This is a genomic window from Mycobacterium heidelbergense, assembly GCF_010730745.1.
In the GTDB taxonomy this organism is placed as follows: domain Bacteria; phylum Actinomycetota; class Actinomycetes; order Mycobacteriales; family Mycobacteriaceae; genus Mycobacterium; species Mycobacterium heidelbergense.
In genome coordinates, this window is the sequence record NZ_AP022615.1 from 4,892,678 (window position 1) to 4,915,051 (window position 22,374).

General features: G+C 70.8%; 19 protein-coding genes. 9 read left to right on the forward strand and 10 right to left on the reverse strand.

Annotated features, from left to right (window positions below):
- Positions 1–61: 61 nt before the first annotated feature.
- Entirely contained in the window at positions 62–472 is a 411-nt protein-coding gene (locus tag G6N25_RS22770) for a nitroreductase family deazaflavin-dependent oxidoreductase (RefSeq protein ID WP_083074845.1), read from the forward strand.
- Positions 473–591: 119 nt separating this feature from the next.
- On the opposite strand, the gene nadC is transcribed toward G6N25_RS22770, so the two are convergent.
- Genes nadC through nadA form a run of 3 tightly spaced genes read right to left on the reverse strand, consistent with a single transcriptional unit; the run spans position 592 to position 4,081 of the window.
- Positions 592–1,446 carry a carboxylating nicotinate-nucleotide diphosphorylase gene (nadC, locus tag G6N25_RS22775; protein ID WP_142272704.1) on the reverse strand — a complete coding sequence of 285 codons (855 nt, stop codon included), beginning with the start codon at positions 1,444–1,446 and terminating at the stop codon, positions 592–594.
- A gap of 2 nt (positions 1,447–1,448) precedes the next feature.
- A complete protein-coding gene (locus tag G6N25_RS22780) occupies positions 1,449–3,032 on the reverse strand; it encodes an L-aspartate oxidase (RefSeq protein WP_408632425.1) in 1,584 nt (527 codons plus the stop codon).
- Positions 3,032–4,081 (reverse strand): quinolinate synthase NadA, encoded by a 1,050-nt coding sequence (gene nadA / locus G6N25_RS22785; protein WP_083074847.1) that lies wholly within the window; start codon positions 4,079–4,081, stop codon positions 3,032–3,034. The genes G6N25_RS22780 and nadA overlap by 1 nt, the downstream gene beginning before the upstream one ends.
- 48 nt (positions 4,082–4,129) lie before the next feature.
- Between nadA and G6N25_RS22790 the strand changes: the two genes are divergently transcribed.
- The gene (locus G6N25_RS22790; protein WP_083074780.1) at positions 4,130–4,852 is read left to right on the forward strand and encodes an NUDIX hydrolase; all 723 of its coding nucleotides are present in this window, start codon (positions 4,130–4,132) and stop codon (positions 4,850–4,852) included.
- A gap of 160 nt (positions 4,853–5,012) precedes the next feature.
- Complete coding sequence (locus G6N25_RS22795; protein ID WP_083074848.1) at positions 5,013–6,365, forward strand: lipase family protein; 1,353 nt, start codon at positions 5,013–5,015, stop codon at positions 6,363–6,365.
- Between the two features lie 5 nt (positions 6,366–6,370).
- On the opposite strand, the gene G6N25_RS22800 is transcribed toward G6N25_RS22795, so the two are convergent.
- The 7 genes from G6N25_RS22800 to G6N25_RS22830 form a co-directional block, all read right to left on the reverse strand.
- On the reverse strand, positions 6,371–7,015 hold the full coding sequence (locus G6N25_RS22800) for a DUF2567 domain-containing protein (protein ID WP_372506913.1): 645 nt from the start codon (positions 7,013–7,015) through the stop codon (positions 6,371–6,373).
- Positions 7,012–7,278, reverse strand: a complete 267-nt coding sequence (gene bsaP, locus G6N25_RS22805; protein WP_142272705.1) for a biotin synthase auxiliary protein BsaP — start codon at positions 7,276–7,278, stop codon at positions 7,012–7,014. The genes G6N25_RS22800 and bsaP overlap by 4 nt, the downstream gene beginning before the upstream one ends.
- Complete coding sequence (gene bioB / locus G6N25_RS22810) at positions 7,265–8,305, reverse strand: biotin synthase BioB (protein ID WP_083074784.1); 1,041 nt, start codon at positions 8,303–8,305, stop codon at positions 7,265–7,267. The genes bsaP and bioB overlap by 14 nt, the downstream gene beginning before the upstream one ends.
- 133 nt (positions 8,306–8,438) lie before the next feature.
- Complete coding sequence (locus tag G6N25_RS22815) at positions 8,439–8,960, reverse strand: 2'-5' RNA ligase family protein (protein WP_083074786.1); 522 nt, start codon at positions 8,958–8,960, stop codon at positions 8,439–8,441.
- Complete coding sequence (gene bioD / locus G6N25_RS22820) at positions 8,960–9,640, reverse strand: dethiobiotin synthase (RefSeq protein WP_083074788.1); 681 nt, start codon at positions 9,638–9,640, stop codon at positions 8,960–8,962. Before bioD ends, G6N25_RS22815 begins: the two co-directional genes overlap by 1 nt.
- Positions 9,637–10,785, reverse strand: a complete 1,149-nt coding sequence (locus G6N25_RS22825) for an 8-amino-7-oxononanoate synthase (RefSeq protein WP_083074790.1) — start codon at positions 10,783–10,785, stop codon at positions 9,637–9,639. Before G6N25_RS22825 ends, bioD begins: the two co-directional genes overlap by 4 nt.
- A 6-nt stretch (positions 10,786–10,791) precedes the next feature.
- A complete protein-coding gene (locus G6N25_RS22830) occupies positions 10,792–12,096 on the reverse strand; it encodes an adenosylmethionine--8-amino-7-oxononanoate transaminase (RefSeq protein WP_083074791.1) in 1,305 nt (434 codons plus the stop codon).
- A gap of 62 nt (positions 12,097–12,158) precedes the next feature.
- Between G6N25_RS22830 and G6N25_RS22835 the strand changes: the two genes are divergently transcribed.
- The 6 genes from G6N25_RS22835 (at position 12,159) to treZ (ending at position 22,218) form a co-directional block, all read left to right on the forward strand.
- Complete coding sequence (locus tag G6N25_RS22835) at positions 12,159–12,569, forward strand: hypothetical protein (protein WP_083074793.1); 411 nt, start codon at positions 12,159–12,161, stop codon at positions 12,567–12,569.
- Positions 12,570–12,867: 298 nt separating this feature from the next.
- Positions 12,868–13,644, forward strand: coding sequence for an NlpC/P60 family peptidoglycan-binding protein RipD (gene ripD / locus G6N25_RS22840; protein ID WP_083074794.1), 777 nt, complete (start codon positions 12,868–12,870; stop codon positions 13,642–13,644).
- A gap of 115 nt (positions 13,645–13,759) precedes the next feature.
- Complete coding sequence (locus tag G6N25_RS22845) at positions 13,760–15,907, forward strand: acyltransferase family protein (RefSeq protein ID WP_083074796.1); 2,148 nt, start codon at positions 13,760–13,762, stop codon at positions 15,905–15,907.
- Positions 15,908–15,977: 70 nt separating this feature from the next.
- Complete coding sequence (glgX, locus tag G6N25_RS22850; protein ID WP_083074797.1) at positions 15,978–18,194, forward strand: glycogen debranching protein GlgX; 2,217 nt, start codon at positions 15,978–15,980, stop codon at positions 18,192–18,194.
- 3 nt (positions 18,195–18,197) lie between these two features.
- Positions 18,198–20,489 carry a malto-oligosyltrehalose synthase gene (gene treY / locus G6N25_RS22855; RefSeq protein WP_083074799.1) on the forward strand — a complete coding sequence of 764 codons (2,292 nt, stop codon included), beginning with the start codon at positions 18,198–18,200 and terminating at the stop codon, positions 20,487–20,489.
- Positions 20,482–22,218: a malto-oligosyltrehalose trehalohydrolase gene (gene treZ, locus G6N25_RS22860; RefSeq protein ID WP_083074800.1), complete on the forward strand. Its 1,737-nt coding sequence runs from the start codon at positions 20,482–20,484 to the stop codon at positions 22,216–22,218. Before treY ends, treZ begins: the two co-directional genes overlap by 8 nt.
- Positions 22,219–22,374: the final 156 nt, after the last annotated feature.

Sequence of the window (22,374 nt, forward strand, 5' to 3'; positions counted from 1 at the left end):
GTTCATCGCCTCCATTGTCCCAGAGCAACTCAAGTGGATATCCGACCGGTACAGTGCGGTCATGTCCAAAAAGGATCATCCCAACAACGCGCCGGGCGTCCCGATGGTCTTTCCGGTCTGGTTTGAGAACCTTCAGGTCAAATACCTCAACAAGGCGCTCAAGCCGATCGCGCGCTATCTGCCCGGAACCGGGACCATCGAGCATCGCGGTCGCAAGTCCGGTGCGCCGTACAAAACCATCGTGACGGCCTATCGCAAGGGGAACGTGCTGGCGATCGCGCTGGCTCACGGGAAGACCGACTGGGTGAAGAACGTGCTGGCCGCGGGCCAGGCGGACGTGCGCTTTGCCCGCCGCACGGTGCACCTCACCAATCCGCGGATCCTGCCGGCCGGTTCCGACGGCGAGGGCCTGCCGTTTCTGGCGAAGATGCAGGCTCCCCGGATGGCGGTTTTCGTCGCCGACATCGCCTGACGCGGCGCCCCACCCGCATCGAGTGTGCGCTGAGGGCTTTGAGCGTGAACCCGCGGCGGCGACACGCCGGGCGGTTCCGCCCAGGAATCACGCTGAAAGCCCGGCGGCGAGGGAAAGAGTTACATGTCCAGGCCGATGTCGAGCGCGCGCACGGAGTGGGTCAGCGCGCCGACGGCCAGGTAGTCGACGCCGGTCGCGGCGTAGGTCGCCGCGGTCTGCAGGCTGAGCCCGCCCGACGATTCGAGCAGCACGGCGGGCGCCCGGGCGTCGCGGCGCTGCACCGCCGTCTGCGTCTGCCACACCGGAAAGTTGTCCAGCAGGATCAGCTCGGGCTTTTCGGCCAGCACCGCGTCGAGCTGCTCGAGCGAGTCCACCTCCACCTCGCACGGCAGGTCGGGGGCGGCCTCGCGGACCGCGCGCAGCGCCTCGACCACCGACCCCGCGGCCGCGACGTGGTTGTCCTTGATCAGCGCCGCGTCACCCAGCCCCAGGCGGTGGTTGACGCCCCCGCCGAGCCGCACCGCGTATTTCTGCAGCACCCGCAGGCCGGGCAGGGTCTTGCGGGTGTCGCGGACCTTGGCCTTGGTGCCCCGCACCGCGTCGACCCAGGCCGCCGTCGCGGTGGCGATCCCCGACAGGTGGCAGATCAGGTTCAGCGCGGTCCGCTCCGCGGTCAACAGGCCGCGGGTCTCGGCCCGCACCGTCAACAGCGACTCGCCGGGCTGCACCCGGGCACCGTCCTCGACGCGGTCGAGCACCTGGTAGCCGCCCGCGCCGAGCACCTCGTCGAGCGCCAACAGCGCGACGTCCACCCCGGCTATCACGCCCGGCTCGCGGGGCACCATCGACGCCGTGGCCGTCGCGCCGGCGGGCACCGTGGCCAGCGTGGTGACGTCGGGCCCGTAGCGCAGGTCCTCCTGCAGGCCGCGCCGGATGGCGTCTCGCGCGGCGTCGAGTTCGGGGCCGGCCAGCATCGTCAACCCACCGCCGCCAGCGCCTCCACCAGCACGGAGCTTTGGTCGTCGGCCAGCCGGAGGACGCCGCCGCGGGCTTGTTCCGGCGCCGCGTCCGCGTACTCGGCGCGGTGGTGGCAACCCCGGCTTTCGGTGCGCGCCAAGGCCGCCGCGGTCACGGCCCGCGCGGTCAGGGTCAACGCGACGTCCTCGAAGTCGCGGCGGCCGGCCTGGGCGCGGGCCCGCGCCCAGGAAAGCTTGTCGGACAACCGGTTTAGCCCGGCGGCGTCGCGCACCACCGAGGCGTCGCGGCTCATCGCGCGTTGCAGTTCGGCGCGCTCCAGCGCGGTGTGGGCGATCGGCTCGGGCGCCACGGCGCGCGCACGCCCGGCGGCCGCCGCGTGTTCGGCGGCGGCCTCGCCGGCGCGGCCGCCGACCACCAGGCCCTCCAGCAGGCTGTTGGACGCCAGGCGGTTGGCGCCGTGCATCCCGGTGCGGGCCACCTCGCCCGCGGCGAACAGCCCGGGCAGCTCGGTGCGGCCGTAGACATCGGTGACGACGCCGCCGCAGCTGTAGTGCGCGCCCGGAACGACCGGGATGGGTTGGCGGACGGGGTCGATGCCGGCGCCCCGGCAGGCGGCGGTGACGGTGGGAAACCGCGCCGCGAAGCCCTCGATGCCGCGCGCGTCGAGGAAGGCACACGGATCGCCGGTGGCCCTCAGCCGGGCGTCGATGGCGGCCGCGACGACGTCGCGCGGCGCCAGGTCACCCATCGGGTGAAGGCCGTCGGTGATCGAATTGCCCTGCCGGTCAAGCAATATCGCGCCCTCGCCGCGGATGGCCTCGGTGATCAGTGGGCGCCGCCCGCCGGTCTCGCCGGAGAACAACATCGTGGGATGGAACTGGATGAACTCCAGATCGCTGACCGCGACGCCGGCCCACAGCGCCAACGCGATGCCGTCGCCGGTGGAGCCTTCCGGGTTCGTGGTCGCGGCGTAGAGGTGCCCGAGCCCGCCGGAGGCCAGGATCACCGAGGGCGCGCTGACGATCCCGCAGCCGTCCGGGTTGCCCACCCACACGCCGGTCACGGCGCTGCCGTCGTGCAGCACCCGCAGGGCCACGTGGCCGGTGCGAATGTCCAGCACCCGAGCGGCATGGTCGAGCGCGCGCTGGACCTCGGCGCCGGTGGCGTCGCCACCGGCGTGCACGATGCGTCGCCGCGAGTGCCCGCCTTCGCGGGTCAAATCCCAACGGCCGGGGACGGATTCGTCGAATCGCGCCCCGTCACAGACCAATTCGGAGACCGCGCGGTAGCCGTCGGCGACGATCGAGGACACCGCCTCGGGGTCGCACAGGCCCGCGCCCGCGGCCAGGGTGTCGGCGACGTGGGCATCCACGGAGTCTTGATTATCCGGGTTGTCGGGCAGGACCACCGCGATGCCGCCCTGCGCGTAGTGGGTCGCCGTCACTCCCCGCGCGCGGTCCGCCTTGGACAGGACGACGACGCTGCGGCCGGCGCGATGGGCGGCCAGCGCCGCGGCCAATCCCGCGACGCCGGTGCCGATGACGACGACGTCGGCGTTATGGGTCCATTCGGGACGGGCCATCATTCGCCGCCGCCCGGCTGCCCGATTTCGATCATCCGCTGCACGCTGCGCCGGCCCGCCGCCGCGATGTCCGGGTCGACGTGAACCTCGTCGGCGCCCTCGACCAGGCAGCGCAGCAGCGCCGCGGGGGTGATCATCTTCATGAACTTGCACGAGGCGCGGTCGTTGACCGCGCGGAAGTCGACGTGCGGTGCGGCCCTGCGCAATTGGTAGAGCATGCCGACCTCGGTGGCGACCAGCACCTTGCGGGCATGGGTCTCGTGAGCGGCGTCGAGCATGCCGCCGGTGGACAGGATCCGCACCCGATCGGCCGGGAAGGCGCCCTCGCCCGCGAGGTATAAAGCCGAAGTGGCACAACCGCATTCGGGGTGCACGAAGAGTTCGGCGTCGGGATTCGCCGCGGCCTGGTCGCTGAGCTCGTCACCGTTGATGCCGGCGTGCACGTGGCACTCACCGGCCCACACGTGCAGGTTGGTGCGGCCCGTCACCCGGCGCACGTGGGCGCCGAGGAACTGGTCCGGGCAGAACAGCACCTCGCGGTCCGGGTCGATGGACTCGACCACCTCCACCGCGTTGGACGAGGTGCAGCAGATGTCGGTGAGCGCCTTCACGGCGGCCGTGGTGTTGACGTAGGAGACGACGACGGCGCCGGGGTGTTCGTCCTTCCAGGCGCGCAGGTCGTCGGCGGTGATCGAGTCGGCCAGCGAGCAGCCCGCCCGCTGATCGGGAATGAGCACGGTCTTGGCCGGACTCAGGATCTTGGCGGTCTCGGCCATGAAATGCACGCCACAGAACACGATGGTGTCCTCGGGCGCGTCGGCGGCGATCCGCGACAGCGCCAGCGAGTCGCCCACGTGGTCGGCGACGTCCTGGATGGCGGGCAGCTGGTAGTTGTGCGCGAGCAGGGTGGCGCCGCGCAGCGTCGCCAGCCGCCGGACCTCGGCCGCCCACTGCTCGTCGCCGTCCAGACCGGCGTAGCCGGTGGGCGTGTTGGTGATACGGGCAGCCATGTCGTCCGCGAGCGTGTCCATGCGAGTCAAAACCGTCACGGAGTGCTCCTTTCGCATCCGGGAGGTTTTCGACTTACAATCGAAAACATGGCCCATAGTAGCACCGCCCACGAAGTGCTTGCGGTCGTGTTCCAGGTTCGCCAGGCCACCGAGCAGGTTACGAAGGCCCCCCGAACGGAAAAACCCCAGCTGAACGTGCTGTTATGGCAGCGTGCCCGGGATCCGCAAAGGGGCGCGTGGTCGCTGCCCGGCGGGCGGCTGCGCAACCACGAGGACCTGACCACCTCGGTGCGCCGCCAGCTGGCCGAAAAAGTCGACCTGCGAGAGCTGGCTCACTTGGAGCAGCTCGCTGTGTTCTCCGACCCACACCGGGTGCCCGGCACCCGGGTGATCGCGTCGACCTTCCTGGGCCTGGTGCCCTCCCCCGCCACCCCCGAGCTGCCGCCGGACACCCGCTGGCATCCGGTGAATTCGCTGCCGCCGATGGCGTTCGATCACGGCCCGATGGTGGCCCACGCCCGCGCCCGGCTGGTCGCCAAGATGTCGTATACCAACATCGGATTTGCTTTGGCACCAAGGGAATTCGCGCTTTCCACGCTGCGCGACATCTACGGCGCAGCGCTGGGGTACCAGGTCGACGCCACGAACCTGCAGCGGGTCCTGGTCCGGCGCGGGGTCATCAGCCAGACCGGCACCATCGCGCAGTCCGGCCGCAGCGGCGGGCGTCCGGCGGCGCTGTATCACTTCACCGACTCGTCGCTGCGGGTGACCGACGAGTTCGCCGCGTTCCGGCCGCCAGGCCAGCTTTGAGTTACCGTTGAGGGCCACGCCGCGCCGGTAGGTTGGGCGGGAACACCGGGTCCGTGGGGGCGCGTGACGCCGACGAGAACTGGCGCACAACGCGGCGATGACGTTTTGGCCACTGCCCCGTTCCCGGGCGAGAATGCCGGATGGCCAAGAAGGGATCCTGATGGTTGAGCTCGGCAATCTGGCGGGGACGCACGGCGCGCAATGGATCGGACGGCCGCCGCACGAGGAACTGCAGCGCAAGGTGCGCCCGCTGCTGCCCTGCGACGACCCGTTCTACCAGCCGCCGCCCGGCTACCAGCACGCCGAGCCGGGGACGGTCTTGCGCTCCCGCGAGGTGGAGCTGGCGTTTCTGGGCCTGGTACCCCAGCCCGTCACGGCCGTCCAGCTGCTCTACCGGACGATGGACATGAACGGTGAGCCCGAGGCGACGGTGACCACCGTGATCGTCCCGGCCGAGCGCGCCCCGGGGGCCACGTGCCCGCTGCTGTCGTATCAGTGCGCGATCGACGCCATGACGTCCCGCTGCTTCCCGTCCTATGCGCTGCGGCGCAGGGCGAAGGCCCTCGGGTCGTTGAGCCAGTTCGAGTTCCTGCTGATCACCGCCGCGGTCGCCGAGGGCTGGGCCGTCTCGGTGCCCGACCACGAAGGCCTCTACGGTTCGTGGGGCGCGCCGTATGAGCCCGGGTACCGGGTCCTGGACGGGATCCGGGCCGCGCTGGGTTCGGAACGGCTCGGCTTGTCGGCGGAAGCCTCCCCACAGGCGCCGATCGGGCTGTGGGGGTACTCCGGCGGCGGGCTGGCCAGCGCGTGGGCCGCCGAGATGTGCGGGGACTACGCGCCCGAGCTGGACATCGTGGGGGCGGTGCTGGGCTCACCCGTCGGCGACCTCGGCCACACCTTCCGCAGGCTCAACGGGAGCTTCCTGGCCGGCCTGCCCGCGCTGGTGGTGGCGGCTCTCTCCCACATCTACCCCGACCTCGACCGGGTGATCAAGGAACACACCAGTGACGAGGGCCGCGCCCTGCTCGACGCGCTGGAGGACATGACGACCGTCCAGGCCGTGCTGCGGATGGCGGGCAAAGACATGGGCGACTACCTGGACGAGCCGCTCGAAAAGATCCTGTCGACGCCCGAGGTGACGCAGGTCTTCGACAGCATCAAGCTGGGCGCCACGGTGCCGACGCCGCCCGTGCTGATCGTGCAGGCCGTGCACGACTACCTCATCGACGTGCACGACATCGACGAACTCGCGCACGCCTATTCGGCCGGCGGCGCCAGCGTCACCTACCACCGGGACGCGTTCAACGAACACATTTGCCTGCACCCGCTGTCGGCGCCCATGACGCTTCGCTGGCTCACGGACCGGTTCGCCGGTCGACCGCTGACCGAACACCTCGTCCGGACCGCGTGGCCGACGGCGTTCAATCCGATGACCTACGTCGGCATGGCGCGGCTGATCAAGATCGCGGCCAAGGTCATCACCGGCAGGAAGGTGCCGCGCCGCCCGTTGTAAGCCCGCTAGGAGACGGCGGCCTCCGGGGACTCCGGCTCCATCGGCCTGGCGTGCGACGGTTGATCGGCCGCCGGGAGCACCCCCAGGTCGTCGCGGGCGTCGGCCGCCGCGAGCAGGGCATAGACCAGCGCGGCGATCCCGGCCGGCCACAGCAGGGTCACCGCGACCTGCAGCGGGCCATGGGAAAAGAACACCGGCGGCGCCTCGATGACGTAGGCCACCGACGGGTGTCCCGACAGCGGCACCGCGTCGAAGTTCAGGGCGCCGTAGCTCAGCCGAACGAGCGCCGCCCCGATCGCCGACGCGGCGGCGGCGGCGATCACCATGCCGATCGACAGCCCGGCGACCATCGCCGGTCCGCGGCGCCCGCGCCATTGCCACGCCAGCACCGGGCCCACCACCGCCAGCACCGTCAGCAGGCCCAGCATCAGGCACGGCGCGTTGAAGAAGTGTTCGGATTCGGTGCCCAGATAGTCGTGGACCCGCTCACCCGCGCGGGTGATGGCCACCACCGCGTGGATCGGCGGCGCAATCCATGCCCACAGCCCGCCGAGCACGGCGCCGGTCGCCGTCACCCCCGCCGCGGCGGCGACGATCGCGCGCACCCGGGACCTGCGGGGCTCGCCGGCCGGCCGCGCGTGCTTGGTCACCGCTGGGCCTCCAGGTCGGCCGAGTCCACCTCGCCGTGTCGCGAGCACCGCACCCGCCACCCGTCGGGGCGAACCTGGACCACCATCCGGCGTCCGCATTCCGCGCAGAACCGGGGCGGTTCGAGGCCCAGCCGGGCCGCCGTCGGCACGGCGGTGCCGCCCAATTCGCCGGTGTAGACGTTGTAGACGCCGGCGCCGACCGGAGCGCCCAGATCCCGAACCACAGCCTCCAGTCTCTTACAAACTGGCCTACAAACTGGCATTGAGCGCCTTGATCGGCATCTGGAGATCGTCGAGGAGCTCCAGATCCGCTTCGGCGGGGCGGCCGAGGGTGGTCAGGTAGTTCCCGACGATCACCGCGTTGATGCCGCCCAGGATGCCCTGCTTGGCGCCGAGGTCACCCAGGGTGATCTCGCGGCCCCCGGCGAACCGCAGCATGGTGCGCGGCAACGCCAGCCGGAAGGCGGCCACCGACTTCAACGCCTCGCTGACGGGCATGACCTCCAGGTCGCCGAACGGGGTGCCCGGCCGCGGGTTGAGGAAGTTCAGCGGCACCTCGTCGGGGCCAAGCTCGGCCAGCTCGGCGGCGAACTCGGCGCGCTGCTCCAGGGTCTCGCCCATGCCGAGGATGCCGCCGCAGCACACCTCCATGCCGGCGTCGCGCACCATCGACAGCGTCTGCCAGCGCTCCTCCCAGGTATGGGTGGTGACGACGTTGGTGAAGAACGACCGGGCGGTCTCCAGGTTGTGGTTGTAGCGGTGCACTCCCATCGCCGAGAGCCGCTCCACCTGCTCGGCGGTCAGCATCCCCAGCGAGCAGGCGATGTTGATCTCCACCTCGTCGCGGATCGCCTCGATGCCGGCGGCGACCTGCGCCATCAGCCGCTCGTCGGGTCCGCGCACCGCGGCCACGATGCAGAACTCGGTGGCGCCGGACTTCGCGGTCTGTTTGGCCGCCTCGACCAGGCTGGGGATGTCGAGGCGGGCGCTGCGCACCGGCGACGAGAAAAGCCCCGATTGCGAGCAGAAGTGGCAGTCCTCCGGGCAGCCGCCGGTCTTCAGGCTGATGATGCCCTCGACCTCGACCTCGGGGCCGCACCAGCGCATCCGGACCTCGTGGGCCAACGCGAGCAGCTCGTCGAGCCGGTCGTCGGGCAGCCGCAGCACCCGCAGCACCTGGTCGCGGCTCAGCCCCTCGCCGTTCTCCAGCACCTGTTCGCGCGCGGTGGCCAGGATGTCGAAGCCGTCCCGGTCGATGTCGCTCGTTGGCCTGGTTGGCGCCTCAGTCAACAGGTACTCCCTTGTCTCAAATGCGTGTGTCAAATGCCCGTGTCGAAATGCCCGCCCCGGGTGAATCTACCGAACGGCTTCGCACGCGTACGTAACGCCAGTGCGGAAATCGGCCGCCGGAATCGCCGTGACGTCACGCTCGCGGACCCGCGATCGGGTGCTCGACCCGCTTGTCGCCGTCCCAGCGGCGCAGGCCGGCGAACCGGCCGTCGATCTGCGCCGGCCGGCCCGCGATGCGCAGCGCCCGGCCGAGCTGGGCGCCGTCGACGCGGCGCGCCAGCGTGACGTGCGCGGTCCACTGCCCGGGCAGGCTGTTGGGCGTCGGAGCGGGCAGCAGATGCGGGCCGCACAGCCGGTGCACCTCGGCGTGCAGTGCCAGCAGCTCGCCCGTCGGCACCACCAGCCGCGCGAAAACGACGTTCGCCCGGCCGAACAACACCGGCGCGCCGACGGAACAGCCCAGCGGCAGCCGTCGGCCGACGGGGGCCAGCAACTCGTCGACGTCGGGGGCGATGACCTCGGCGACGGCCAGCGTCACGTGCGGCCGGCTGGCCGGGGCCTGGCTGGGGATCCCGGCGCCGGCCAGCGCCTCCCAGATGCCGCGGATCGCCGACTCGGTGTCGGGATCGAAGACCAGCTCGATCGAATGCACCATCAGCGGACCAACGCGGTGACCCAGTCGCGGTCGAACGCGCCGGCGCACGCCGCCGCGAAGTCGGCGGGGCCCATCGATCCGGCGCCGGCGGTCAGGGCCGCGCGCACGGGGGCCAGGCGGGCCAGCGCGGACCGGTTCGAGGTCTGCACCGGCCCGGGGTGCGCCGGCCAGCTTCCGATCGCCAGTCCGGTGCATGGAACACGGTGTGCGGCAAGGGCTTCCAGTGTCAGCGCGGTGTGATTGAGGGTGCCCAGCTCCGCGGTGACCACGACCAGCGCCGCGGCGCCCAGCTCGACGGCCAGGTCGCGCAGCGTGACGCCGGCGCCGCCGAGTTCGACCAGCAGCCCGCCGGCGCCCTCGACCAACGTCAGCCGCCCCGGTCGGTCCAGGCCGGCGATCAGCCGCAGCAGCTGGTCGGCGGTGGGCAGCGCCATGCCCGCCTGCTCGGCCGCGGCGGCCGGCGCCAGCGGCTGCGGATACCGGGCCAGCCCGGCGAGTTCGGTGACGCCCGAGAGCCGGCCCACCTCGGCGAGGTCGTCGTCGCCGGAGTCGGTGCCGGTCTGGACCGGTTTGCACACGGCCACGTCGAGGCCGGCCCGGCGGGCGTCACACGCCAGCGCCGCGGTGACGACCGTCTTGCCGACCCCCGTGCCGGTGCCGGTGACGACCAGGACGGTCAACGGCGCGACACGGCGAGCACGTCGGTCAGCACGCGGCGGGCGACGTCGAGGTCGGCGGCGTCCAGCGACGCGCGCGCGCTCAGCCGCAGCCGCGACGTCCCGGCGGGCACCGTCGGCGGCCGGAAGCAGCCCACCCGCACGCCGGCGTCCAGGCAGGCGGTCGCGGCGGCCAGCGCCACCTCCGGCTCGCCCAGGATCACCGACACCACGGCCGACTGTGGCTTTTCGGCGACGCCGCAGGCCCCGGCCAGGAAGCGGGCGTGCGCCAGCACGGCCTCCGGCCGCCACGACTCGGCCCGCAGGACACCCAGCGCGGCCCGCGCGGCGCCCACCGCCGCCGGCGCCAGGCCGGTGTCGAAGATGAACGGCCGGGCCGCGTCGATCAGGTGGGCACGCACCGGCGCCGGCCCCAGGACCACGCCGCCCTGGCTGCCCAGCGCCTTGGACAACGTCGTGGTCATCACCACGTCGGGCGCGCCCGCGAGCCCGAGCTCGTGCAGCAGCCCGCGCCCGCCGCCGCGCACGCCGAGGGCGTGCGCCTCGTCGACGATGAGCAGCGCGCGGTGCCGGCGGCACACGTCGTGCAATTCCCGCACGGGGGCCAGCGAGCCGTCGGCGCTGAACACCGAATCGGTGACGACGACGGCGCGCTCCTCGTCGCGTGCCGCCAGCGCGGCGTCCACCGCGCCGACGTCGCGGTGCGGCGTGACTACCACCCGGGCGCGCGACAGCCGGCAGGCGTCCACCAGCGACGCGTGCGAATGGGCGTCGGAGACCAGCAGCGAGCCGGGTCCCGACAGGCCGACGACGGCCCCCAGGTTGGCCGTGTATCCCGAGGAGAACAGCAGGCCCGAGGCGGCGCCGACGAACTCGGCGAGCTCGGACTCGAATTGCTGGTGCAGCTCGGTGTCGCCGGTGACCAGGCGGGAACCGGTGGCCCCGGCGCCCCACATGCGCAGCGCCGCGACGCCGCCCTCGATCACGTCGGGGTGTTGGGACAGGCCGAGGTAGTCGTTGGACGCCAGGTCCAGCTCGGTGGCGACGGCGGGGCGCGGCCGCAGCGAGCGGCGCAGCCCGGCGTCGCGGCGCTGCCGCTCGGCCGCCTCCAGCCAGGCCAGCGGGGAAGTCTCGATCGGTGCCCTCATCGAGGCTCAGCCTACGAGGCGCGCGACCTCGACCATCGCCGAGGTGATCTGGGATATTTCGGCGGGCCCGCAGATGAACGGCGGCATCGCGTAGACCAGGTTGCGGAACGGGCGCAGCCAGACGCCGTGGTCGAGCGCCGCGGGGGTGGCGACGGCCAGGTCGACGGGCCGGTGGCATTCGATGACGCCGATGGCGCCGCACACCCGTACGTCGGCCACGCCGGGCAGTGCGCGGGCCGGTTCGAGCCCGGCGGCCAGCCCGGCGGAGATCTCGGCGACCCGCGACCGCCAGTCCTGGTCCAGCAGTAGCTCGACGCTGGCCACCGACACCGCGCAGGCCAGCGGGTTGGCCATGAACGTGGGCCCGTGCATGAGCGCGCCCGCCTCGCCGGAGCTGATGGTGCGCGCGATGCCGGTCGTGCACAAGGTGGCGGCCAGGCTGAGGTATCCGCCGGTCAGCGCCTTGCCGACGCACATGATGTCCGGGCTCACCCCGGCGTGGTCGGCGGCGAACAGCTCACCGGTGCGGCCGAAGCCGGTCGCGATCTCGTCGAAGACCAGCAGCACGTCGTGCCGCCGGCAGGCCTCCCGCAGGTCGCGCAGGTAGCGCGGGTCGTGGAAGCGCATCCCGCCGGCGCCCTGGACGACGGGCTCGACGACCACGGCCGCCAGTTCGGCGGCGTGGCGCTCCAGTTGCTTTTCGAACGCCGCGCTGTAGGCCGGGTCGTACTCCCGCGGCACTTGGGGGGCGAACACCTGCGGCGCCAGGACGTCGGTCCACAGCGAGTGCATGCCGCCGTCGGGATCGCAGATGCTCATCGGCGTGAAGGTGTCGCCGTGGTAGCCGCCCCGCCAGGTCATCAGCCGCCGCTTGCCGGGCTCGCCGAGGCTGCGCCAGTACTGCAGCGCCATCTTCACCGCGACCTCCACCGACACCGAGCCGGAGTCGCTGAAGAACACCGTCTCCAGGCCCGCCGGGGTGATCTCCACCAGCAACCGCGCCAGCCGGGCCGCGGGCTCGTGGGTCAGCCCGCCGAACATGACGTGGTTCATCGTGCCCAGCTGGGTGGCCAGCGCGGCGTCCAGTTCGGGGTGGCCGTGCCCGTGGATCGCGGTCCACCAGGAGCTCATCGCGTCGAGCGCCTCGGTGGGCCTGCCGTCACGGATCAGCGTCAGCCGGGCGCCGCGGGCGGCGACGGCCACCAGCGGCCCTATCGATTCGTTGCCGATGGTGCCGTAGGGGTGCCACAGGTGCGCGGCGTCGATCGCGCTGATTTGCTCGGGCGTCAACCCGGCCCTCGCCGCAGGCATAGAGATCGAGGGTAAAGCAGTCGGGTCGCACAAATCTCGGCCATCGGGGAGCATCTATCGGCATGGCTTCGCCGCATCGGCTCGACGACTCCGACCAGCCCGATCACCAGCCACCCCGGGTGCTTCGGCTGCGGATAGTCCCCTGGGACGTCGTCTGCACCGTCGTCCTCCTGGCGTTGCTGCTCTACCTGGCCACGGCGACGAACTGGCCGACACGGTTGTTCGGCTTCCTCTCCGACGTGTGCGAGGGCGACACGTGCGGACCGGTGCCGTTCGGTGTCGACTACTACATCCATCCCGTGGTGTGGGGCGGCATCGGCGCCGCGATCGCCGCGGCGGGAATCGGCCCGTTCATCTCGCTCCTGAAGGGCTGGTACATGTGCTTCTGGCCCGTCCTGGCCCTCGCCGTCATCATGGTCAGCTCCGTGGCCGGCGACATCCTGACCACCTTCAGCGAGCGTTATTGGCTCTGACCGGCTGAGACTGAAGTCACAACCGCGCATGCGGGATTGGGCCCCGCCAGTCACCGCGCGGTCACGGTACGACAAAAAATCCTCTGTGGAGGCCACCAGGTGTTTTCCGCCGCCAACTTCTGTTGTAGAAGTGTCTGTAGTGACTGGTGTGATTCGGGCGGTCAGTCGACCGGGTTCACGCCACGCGTCATGCGGCGGCGTTCGGCCCCGACGGGGAGGCCTCGCGTCGTCACGCAAGAGCGGCCGATGCGCGAAGTCACCGCGACTGAGGCCCAGGACCCCGAGGAGTGGGAATCCGATGAAACGCATCTACGCTTTCGCGATCGGTCTCGCGATGCTGGTGGCTCCGCTGGCCGCCACCGGCATCGCGACCGCCGACCCGACCACCAAGCCGATGGACTACCAGCAGGCCACCGACGTCGTGATCATGCGCGGCCTTTCGCAGCGCGGCGTGCCGTTCTCCTGGGCCGGCGGCGGCGTCAATGGCCCCTCCCGCGGCAAGGGGGCGGGCATCGCCACCGTCGGGTTCGACGCGTCGGGCCTGATGCAGTACGCGTACGCCGGCGCCGGGATCAAGCTCCCGCGTTCCTCCGCCGAGATGTACCGGCTCGGCCAGAAGGTCCTGCCGCAGCAAGCGCGCCGCGGCGACCTGATCTTCTACGGCCCCAACGGCACGCAAAGCGTCGCGATGTACCTCGGGAACAACCAGATGCTGGAGGTGGGCGACGTCGTCCAGGTCTCGCCCGTGCGGGCCAACGGGATGGCGCCCTACCTGGTCCGGGTCCTGGGGACCCAGGCGCCGCTGCAGCAGGCCCCGGTCCAGCAGGCCCCGGTCCAGCAGGCGCCGACACAGCAGGCACCGACGCAGCAGGCACCGGTCCAGCAAGTACCGACGCAGCAGGCACCGCTGCAGCAACTGCCCACGCAACAGGCGCCGGTCCAGCAAGTACCCACGCAACAAGCGCCGCTGCAGCAAGTGCCCACGCAACAGGCGCCGCTGCAGCAACTGCCGTTACTGCAGCCGTCAACGCAGCAAGCGCCCGTGCAGCAGGCTCCGTTCGGCGTCACGCGGTAGGCCGTCGCGGCACTTTCGGGCGCCTCCCGGACGCCGCCATCCGCTCCCCCGCCGACAGGCCGGGACGCCAGCGATCCGGAGCCGGTGGCGGTTTTCGGTAAATTGGCGGTCGACCATGCAGACCCTGTCCCCGCCTCGTCCACCGGTCGCCGCCGCGAATCCGGTCGCTGCGGGGACGGCCGCATCGCGGTTCTATCGCTACGATCTCGACGGCTTGCGTGGCATCGCGATCGCCCTGGTCGCCATGTTCCACGTCTGGTTCGGCCGGGTTTCCGGCGGCGTGGACGTGTTCCTGGCGCTGTCCGGCTTCTTCTTCGGCGGCAAGATCCTGCGCGCCGCCCTCAACCCGGCCGTTCCGCTGTCGCCGATGGCCGAGGTCATCCGGCTGGTCCGCCGCCTGCTTCCCGCCCTGGTCGTGGTCCTGGCCGGCTGCGGCCTCCTCACCATCCTGGTGCAGCCGGAGACCCGCTGGGAGACGTTCGCCGACCAGAGCCTGGCCAGCCTGGGCTACTACCAGAACTGGGAGCTGGCCAACACCGCGTCGGACTACCTGCGGGCGGGTGAGGCCGTCACGCCGCTGCAGCACATCTGGTCCATGTCGGTGCAGGGCCAGTTCTACATCGGCTTCCTGCTGCTGGTGGCCGCGTGCGCCTACCTGTTCAGGCGGCCGCTGGGCGCCCACCTGCGGACCCTGTTCCTGGTGCTGCTCAGCGCGCTGACGGTGGCGTCGTTCGTCTACGCGATCGTCGTCCATCGGGACGACCAAGCGATCGCCTACTACGACAGCTTCGCCCGGGCGTGGGAGCTGCTGTTGGGCGCGCTGGTCGGGGCGCTGGTCCCCCACATCCGCTGGCCGATGTGGCTGCGCACCGCGGTCGCCACCACCGCGCTGGCGGCCATCGTGTCGTGCGGGGCGCTGATCGACGGCGTCAGGGAATTCCCCGGCCCGTGGGCCCTGGTCCCCGTCGGGGCCACCATGCTGATGATCCTCGCCGGGGCCGGCGGCCGCCTGCCGCTGCCGAACCGACTGCTGGCGGCCGGACCGCTGGTGGCGCTGGGCGCGATGGCCTACTCGCTGTACCTGTGGCACTGGCCGCTGCTCATCTTCTGGCTGTCCTACTCCGGCCACCGGCACGCGGGCTTCTTCGAAGGCGCGGCGGTGCTGCTGGTGTCGGGATTGCTGGCCTACCTGACGACCCGGCTGATCGAGGACCCGCTGCGCTACCGGGCAGGCGCCACAGCCCCGGCGCCCGTCCCGATGACCCCCGCGGTCCCCTGGTGGGTGCGGCTGCGCAGGCCGACGATGGCGCTGGGGTCGATGGTGGTGCTGCTCGGTGTCACGCTGACCGCGACCTCGTTCACCTGGCGCCAGCACGTCACGGTGTTGCGCGCCGCGGGCAAGGAGCTCAGCGTGCTCAACCCGCAGGACTACCCCGGCGCGCGCGCCCTCACCGAACACGTGCGGGTGCCCGCGCTGCCGATGCGGCCCTCGGTGTTGGAGGTCAAGCAAGACCTCCCGGCCTCGACCCGTGACGGCTGCATCGCCGACTTCGTCAACCCGGCCGTGGTCAACTGCACCTACGGCGACATGGCCGCCACCCGGACCATCGCGCTGGCCGGCGGATCGCACGCCGAACACTGGCTGCCCGCGCTGGACCTGCTCGGTCAGGTGCACCACTTCAAGGTCGTCACGTACCTCAAGATGGGCTGCCCGCTGTCCACCGAGCAGGTCCCGCTGATCATGGGCAACAACGCCCCGTACATGCAGTGCCGCGAGTGGGTGCAACGGACGATGGCCAAGCTGGTCGCCGACCGTCCCGACTACGTGTTCACCACGACGACCCGGCCGTGGAACATCAAGGCCGGCGACGTCATGCCGGCCACCTACATCGGCATCTGGCAGACGTTGTCCGACAACAACATTCCGATCCTCGGCATGCGCGACACGCCGTGGCTGGTCAAGAACGGCAAACCGTTCGACCCCGCGGACTGCCTGGCCAAGAAGGGCGGCAGCCCCCAGTCGTGCGCGGTCAAGCGCTCCGACGTGCTGTCCGATCGCAACCAGACCCTCGACTTCGTCGACCAGTTCCCGCTGCTGAAGGTCCTCGACATGTCGGACGCGATCTGCCGCGCCGACGTCTGCCGCCCGGTCGAGGGAAACATCCTGATCTACCACGGCGCTCACCACCTGGACCCCACCTACGTGCGGAGCATGACCGACGAGCTGGGCCGCCAGATCGGGGCCAACACCGGTTGGTGGTGACCCGACTCGCGCGCCACCCGGGCGCGGATAAGGTCGTGGAGTGATGGCGACCAACCACCCAGGCTCGGAAATGGGCCCCGAAACTGGCTCCGTGACTGGATCTGCCACGCCCGATGCCGCCAGGCCCCAGCCCCGGCTGGCCACCGTGTGGCCGGGGAACCCCTACCCGCTCGGTGCCAGCTATGACGGCGCGGGCACTAACTTTTCGCTGTTCTCCGAGATCGCCGAGACGGTCGAGTTGTGTCTGATCGACGACGACGGCAGCGAATCGCGGATCCCCCTGGAAGAGGTCGACGGATACGTCTGGCATGCCTATCTGCCGAACATCACCCCGGGGCAGCGCTACGGGTTTCGCGTCCACGGTCCCTTCGATCCGGCGGCCGGCCACCGGTGCGACCCGAGCAAGCTGCTGCTGGATCCGTACGGGAAGGCCTTCCACGGCGACTTCGACTTCGGCCAGGCGCTGTACTCCTACGACCTCGAGGCCGTGATGGGACGGGACCCGAACGGCCCCAACGCCAATGGGGCCGACCCCGGGATCCCGCCACTGGTGGACTCGCTCGGTCACACCATGACCAGCGTGGTGAGCAACCCGTTCTTCGACTGGGGTTCCGACCGCGCGCCGCTCACCCCGTACCACGAGACCGTCATCTACGAGGCTCACGTCAAGGGCATGACGCGGACCCATCCCGGCATCCCCGCGGAGCTTCGGGGCACCTACGCCGGGCTGGCCCACCCGGTGGTCGTCGATCACCTCAAGTCGCTCGGCGTGACCGCCATCGAACTCATGCCGGTTCACCAGTTCATGCACGACGCCCGGCTGCTCGACCTTGGGCTGCGAAATTACTGGGGCTACAACACCTTTGGTTTCTTCGCCCCGCACAACCAGTACGCGGCCAACCGCAAGGCCAGCGTCGCCGAGTTCAAATCCATGGTGCGCAGCTTCCACGAGGCCGGCATCGAGGTCATCCTCGACGTGGTGTACAACCACACCGCCGAGGGCAACCACCTCGGGCCGACGATCAACTTCCGCGGCATCGACAACGCCGCCTACTACCGGCTCGTCGACGACGATCTGCGGCTATACAAGGATTTCACCGGCACCGGTAACAGCCTCAACGCCCGCCACCCGCACGTGCTGCAGCTGATCATGGACTCGCTGCGCTACTGGGTGACCGAGATGCACGTCGACGGGTTCCGCTTCGATCTGGCCGCCACGCTGGCGCGCGAGCTGCACGACGTCGACCGGCTGAGCGCGTTTTTCGACCTGGTGCAGCAGGACCCGGTGGTCAGCCAGGTCAAGCTGATCGCCGAGCCGTGGGACGTCGGCGAGGGCGGCTACCAGGTCGGCAATTTCCCGGGTTTGTGGACCGAATGGAACGGGAAGTACCGCGATACCGTGCGTGACTACTGGCGGGGCGAGCCCGCGACCCTGGGCGAGTTCGCGTCCCGGCTGACCGGGTCGTCGGACCTGTACGAGGCGACCGGCCGCCGGCCCAGCGCCAGCATCAACTTCGTCACGGCGCACGACGGGTTCACGCTCAACGACCTGGTGTCCTACAACGAAAAACACAACGAGGCCAACGGCGAAGACAATCGGGACGGGGAAAGCCACAACCGATCGTGGAACTGTGGCGTCGAGGGCCCCACCGACGACCCCGACATCCTGGCGCTGCGGTATCGCCAAATGCGCAACTTCTGGGCCACCCTGATGCTCAGCCAGGGCACGCCGATGATCGCCCACGGCGACGAGATCGGGCGCACCCAGAACGGCAACAACAACGTCTACTGCCAGGACTCCGAATTGTCTTGGATGGACTGGTCATTGGTCGACAAGAATTCGGACCTGCTGGCGTTCGCCCGCAAGGCGTCGACCTTGCGCAAGAACCATCCGGCGTTTCGCCGCCGCCGGTTCTTCGACGGCGAGCCGATCCGAAGCGGCGACGAGGTGCGCGATATCGCCTGGTTGACGCCCGGCGGCCGGGAGATGACGCACGACGACTGGGGCAAAAGCTTTCACAAGTGTGTGGCGGTGTTTCTCAACGGCGACGCGATCACCGCACCCAATGCCCGCGGTGAGCGGGTGGTCGACGACTCGTTCCTGTTGTGCTTCAACGCCCACGAGCACGACATGGAGTTCGTCATGCCGTCCGGCGACTATGCCCGGGAGTGGACCGTGGAGCTGGACACCAACCATCCCGCCGGTGACGCCGACCGGGTGGTGAACGCCGACGAGACGGTTTCGCTGCCCTCGCGTTCGCTACTGGTGCTGCGCAAGACCTTGTGACGCATGGCCTTACCCGTCCTCTCCACTTACCGGCTGCAGCTGCGCGGTGAGTCGAGCGGATTCGGCTTCACCTTCGCCGACGCGGAGAACCTGCTGGACTACCTCGACGGCCTCGGGGTGACGCACCTTTACCTCTCGCCGGTCATGACCGCGGCCTCCGGGTCCGCCCACGGGTACGACGTCACCGACCCGACGACGGTCGCGCCGGAGCTGGGCGGTGCCGAAGGCCTGGCGCGATTGTCCGCGGCGGCCCGCGAGCGCGGCATGGGCCTGGTCGTCGACGTCGTTCCCAACCACGTCGGCATCGACAAGCCGGAGCAGAACCCGTGGTGGTGGGAGGTACTGCGGCACGGCCGGGCCTCGCCGTACGCGGCATTCTTCGACATCGACTGGGACCTTGACGCCGACGGCCGAATCGTACTGCCCGTCTTGGACTCCGACGAGGACGTGGCCGACCTGAAAGTCGACGGCGACCGGCTGCGGCTGGGCGGTCTGGCGCTGCCCATCGCTTCGGGCACCGGCGAGGGCACCGGCCCGGAGGTGCACGATCGCCAGCACTACCGGCTGGTGGGCTGGCGCAACGGGGCCTGCGGGTATCGCCGCTTCTTCTCGATCACGTCGCTGGCCGGGCTGCGCCAGGAAGACCCCGCGGTCTTCGACGCCAGCCACGCCGTCCTCGCCCGCTGGTTTCGCGAGGGACTCGTCGACGGCGTACGCATCGACCACCCCGACGGATTGTCCGATCCCTGCGGCTATTTGGCGCGGCTGCGGGAATTGGTCGGCCCGGAGGCGTGGATCGTCATCGAGAAGATCCTGGCCGTCGACGAGGCGCTGGAACCCACGCTGCCGGTGGCCGGCAGCACCGGATACGACGCGCTCCGCCAGGTGGGCGGGGTCTTCGTCGACCCGGCCGGCGAACCGGCGCTGACCGCGCTCGCCGGGTCCGCGGGAGCCGACTATCAGGTAATGCTGGCCGACCTCAAGGTCCGCGCGGCCACCCGAACCCTGGCCAGCGAGCTGGCCAGGCTGCGGCGGGCCGTCGCCGCGGCGGCCGGCACCGATCACCCGCTGCTGCCCGAGGCGATCGCCGCGCTGCTCACCCATGTCGGCGTCTACCGCTGCGACTACCCCGGCCTTTCCGCGACGCTGCCGACCACGTTCGCCGAAACCCAGGCGGCCGCACCGCAACTGGGGCCCGCGCTGCAGGTGCTCGCCGCCGCGCTGGCCCGCGGGGGCGAGCCGGCGACGCGGCTGCAGCAGCTGTGCGGTGCCGTGACCGCCAAGGCCGTCGAGGACTGCCTGTTCTACCGCGACGCCCGGCTGGTCTCGCTCAACGAGGTGGGGGGCGACCCGCGGCGTTTCGGTGTCGGCCTCGCGGAGTTTCACCACAGCGCCGCCACCCGCGCCCGGCGCTGGCCGCACACCATGACAACGCTGACCACCCACGACACCAAGCGCGGCGAGGACGTGCGGGCCCGGATCGGCGTGCTGTCCCAGGTGCCGTCGCTGTGGACCGAGTTCCTCGCCCGCTGGGAGGCCCGGGCCCCCTCCCCCGACCCCGCGACCGGACGGTTCCTGTGGCAGAACATCTTCGGTGTGTGGCCGGTGGGCGGTCAGGTCACCGGCGAGCTGCGCGACCGGCTGCATGCCTACGCCGAAAAGGCCATCCGGGAGGCGGAGTGGCACACCTCGTGGCGCGACCCGGACGCCGCGTTCGAGGGCGCGGTGCACCGCTGGCTGGACACCGTGCTCGACGGCCCGGTCGCCGGCCAGCTGACCGAGCTGGTGGCCCAGCTCAACCCGCACGCCGCGAGCGACGCGCTGGGCCAGAAGCTGCTGGCGCTGACCGTCCCCGGCATACCGGACGTCTACCAGGGCACCGAGCTGTGGGACGACAGCCTGGTGGACCCGGACAACCGCCGCGCCGTCGACTACCCCGCCCGCCGGGCCGCCCTGAAAGAGTTGCAGCACACCAAGATTCGCGTCGTCACCACCGCGCTTCGGGTACGCCGCTCCCATCCGGAGACGTTCCTGCGCGGCGGCTACATCCCGGTGCTCGCCGACGGCGATGCCAGCGACCATGTCGTGGCGTTTCGCCGGGGTGAGGACATCCTGGTCGCGGTGACCCGCTGGACCGTGCGGCTGGCCGACACCGGGTGGGGCAACACCGTGGTGCCGCTGCCCGAGGGCTCCTGGACCGACGCGCTGTCCGGCGCGATGGCGAGCGGGCCGACGTCGGCCGCCGAATTGTTCGCCGACCTGCCCGTGGTGCTGCTGGAGCGCCAGCGTGACTGAATTCCGGGTCTGGGCGCCCACACCCGCGCAAGTGCGGCTCTACCTAGACGGCACAGACGGCGTCGCGCACGCAATGACGCGCTCGAACGACGGCTGGTGGCACGCGGACGTCGCGGCGGCGCCGGGCGCCCGGTACGGATTTCTGCTCGACGACGACCCCACCGTGCTGCCCGACCCGCGCTCGCCGCGCCAGCCCGACGGGGTGCACGCCCGCTCGCAGCTGTGGGACCCGGCCGCCGCGGCCTGGACCGACGACGCTTGGCGGGGCCGGTCGGTGGCAGGCGCGGTGATCTACGAGCTGCACGTCGGCACCTTCACCGCGGCGGGCACGTTCGACTCGGCCATCGAAAAGCTGGACTATTTGGTCGAACTCGGCATCGACTTCGTCGAGCTGATGCCGGTCAACTCGTTCGCCGGCACCCACGGCTGGGGATACGACGGCGTGCTGTGGTACAGCGTGCACGAGCCCTACGGCGGCCCCGACGGCCTGGTCCGGTTCGTCGACGCCTGCCACGCGCGCGGCCTGGGGGTGCTGATCGACGCGGTGTTCAACCACCTCGGCCCGTCGGGCAACTACCTGCCGCGGTTCGGCCCCTACCTGTCGTCGGCGAGCAACCCGTGGGGCGAGGGCATCAACATCGCCGGCGCCGACTCCGACGAGGTGCGGCGCTACATCATCGGGTGCGCGCTGCGCTGGATGCGCGACTTCCACGCCGACGGCCTGCGCCTGGATGCCGTGCACGCGCTGGTGGATACCACGGCCATCCACATCCTGGAGGAGCTCGCCGCCGAAACCGACTGGTTGTCAATGCAGTTGGGTCGACCCCTGTCGCTGGTCGCCGAGAGCGACCTCAACGATCCCCGGTTGATCACCCCGCGCGATCGGGGCGGCTACGGGCTGACCGCGCAGTGGGCCGACGACATCCATCACGCCATCCACACCGCGGTGTCCGGCGAGCGGCAGGGCTATTACGCCGATTTCGGATCGCTGGCCACGCTCGCCGAGACGCTGCGGCGCGGCTTCTTTCACGCCGGCACCTACTCGTCGTTCCGGCGCCGCCGGCACGGGCGACCGCTGGACACCGGCATAATCCCGGCCAGCAGGCTGGTCGCCTATACCTGCACGCATGACCAGGTCGGCAACCGCGCCCTCGGGGATCGCCCGTCGCAGAACCTGGCCGGCGGCCAGCTCGCGGTCAAGGCCGCCCTTGCGCTCGGATCGCCCTATACCGCAATGCTTTTCATGGGCGAGGAATGGGGGGCGTCGACCCCGTTCCAGTTCTTCAGCTCGCACCCCGAGCCGGAGCTGGCGCGGGCCACCGCGGAGGGGCGCAGGGCCGAGTTCGCCGAGCATGGCTGGGACGCCTCAAAGAAAGGGGACATCCCCGACCCGCAGGACCCGCGCACCTTCCGGCGCTCGAAACTGGATTGGGGCGAGATCGACTCCGGCGAACACGCCCGCCTGCGCCGGCTCTATCGGGACCTGATCGTCCTGCGGCGCACCGAGCCCGACCTGGCCGATCCCTGGCTGGAGCGCCTCACCGTCGACTACGACGAGGCCGAGCGCTGGATCGCCGTTCAGCGCGGCCGGTTGCGCATCGTGTGCAACCTGGGCGCCGAACCGGTGACGGTGCCCGTCACCGGCGACGTGGTGCTGGCGTGGGGCGAGCCGACCGTGGGCGCCCACGGCACCGTGCTGGAGGGCCATTCGTTCGCGATCCTGCGCTGAGCGCCTCTCGGGGTGTTGTCATCACTGGTCTTTCGTCAGGTGCCACTCCCACGAAACCACGCTTGGCTGGTACGAAGGCGAGCTGATCCGCAGGGTCGACCAGTGGGGCGGTGCGGACCCCTGAGACCGCTGTCAGCTAGGGCATGCCTGGTGGTC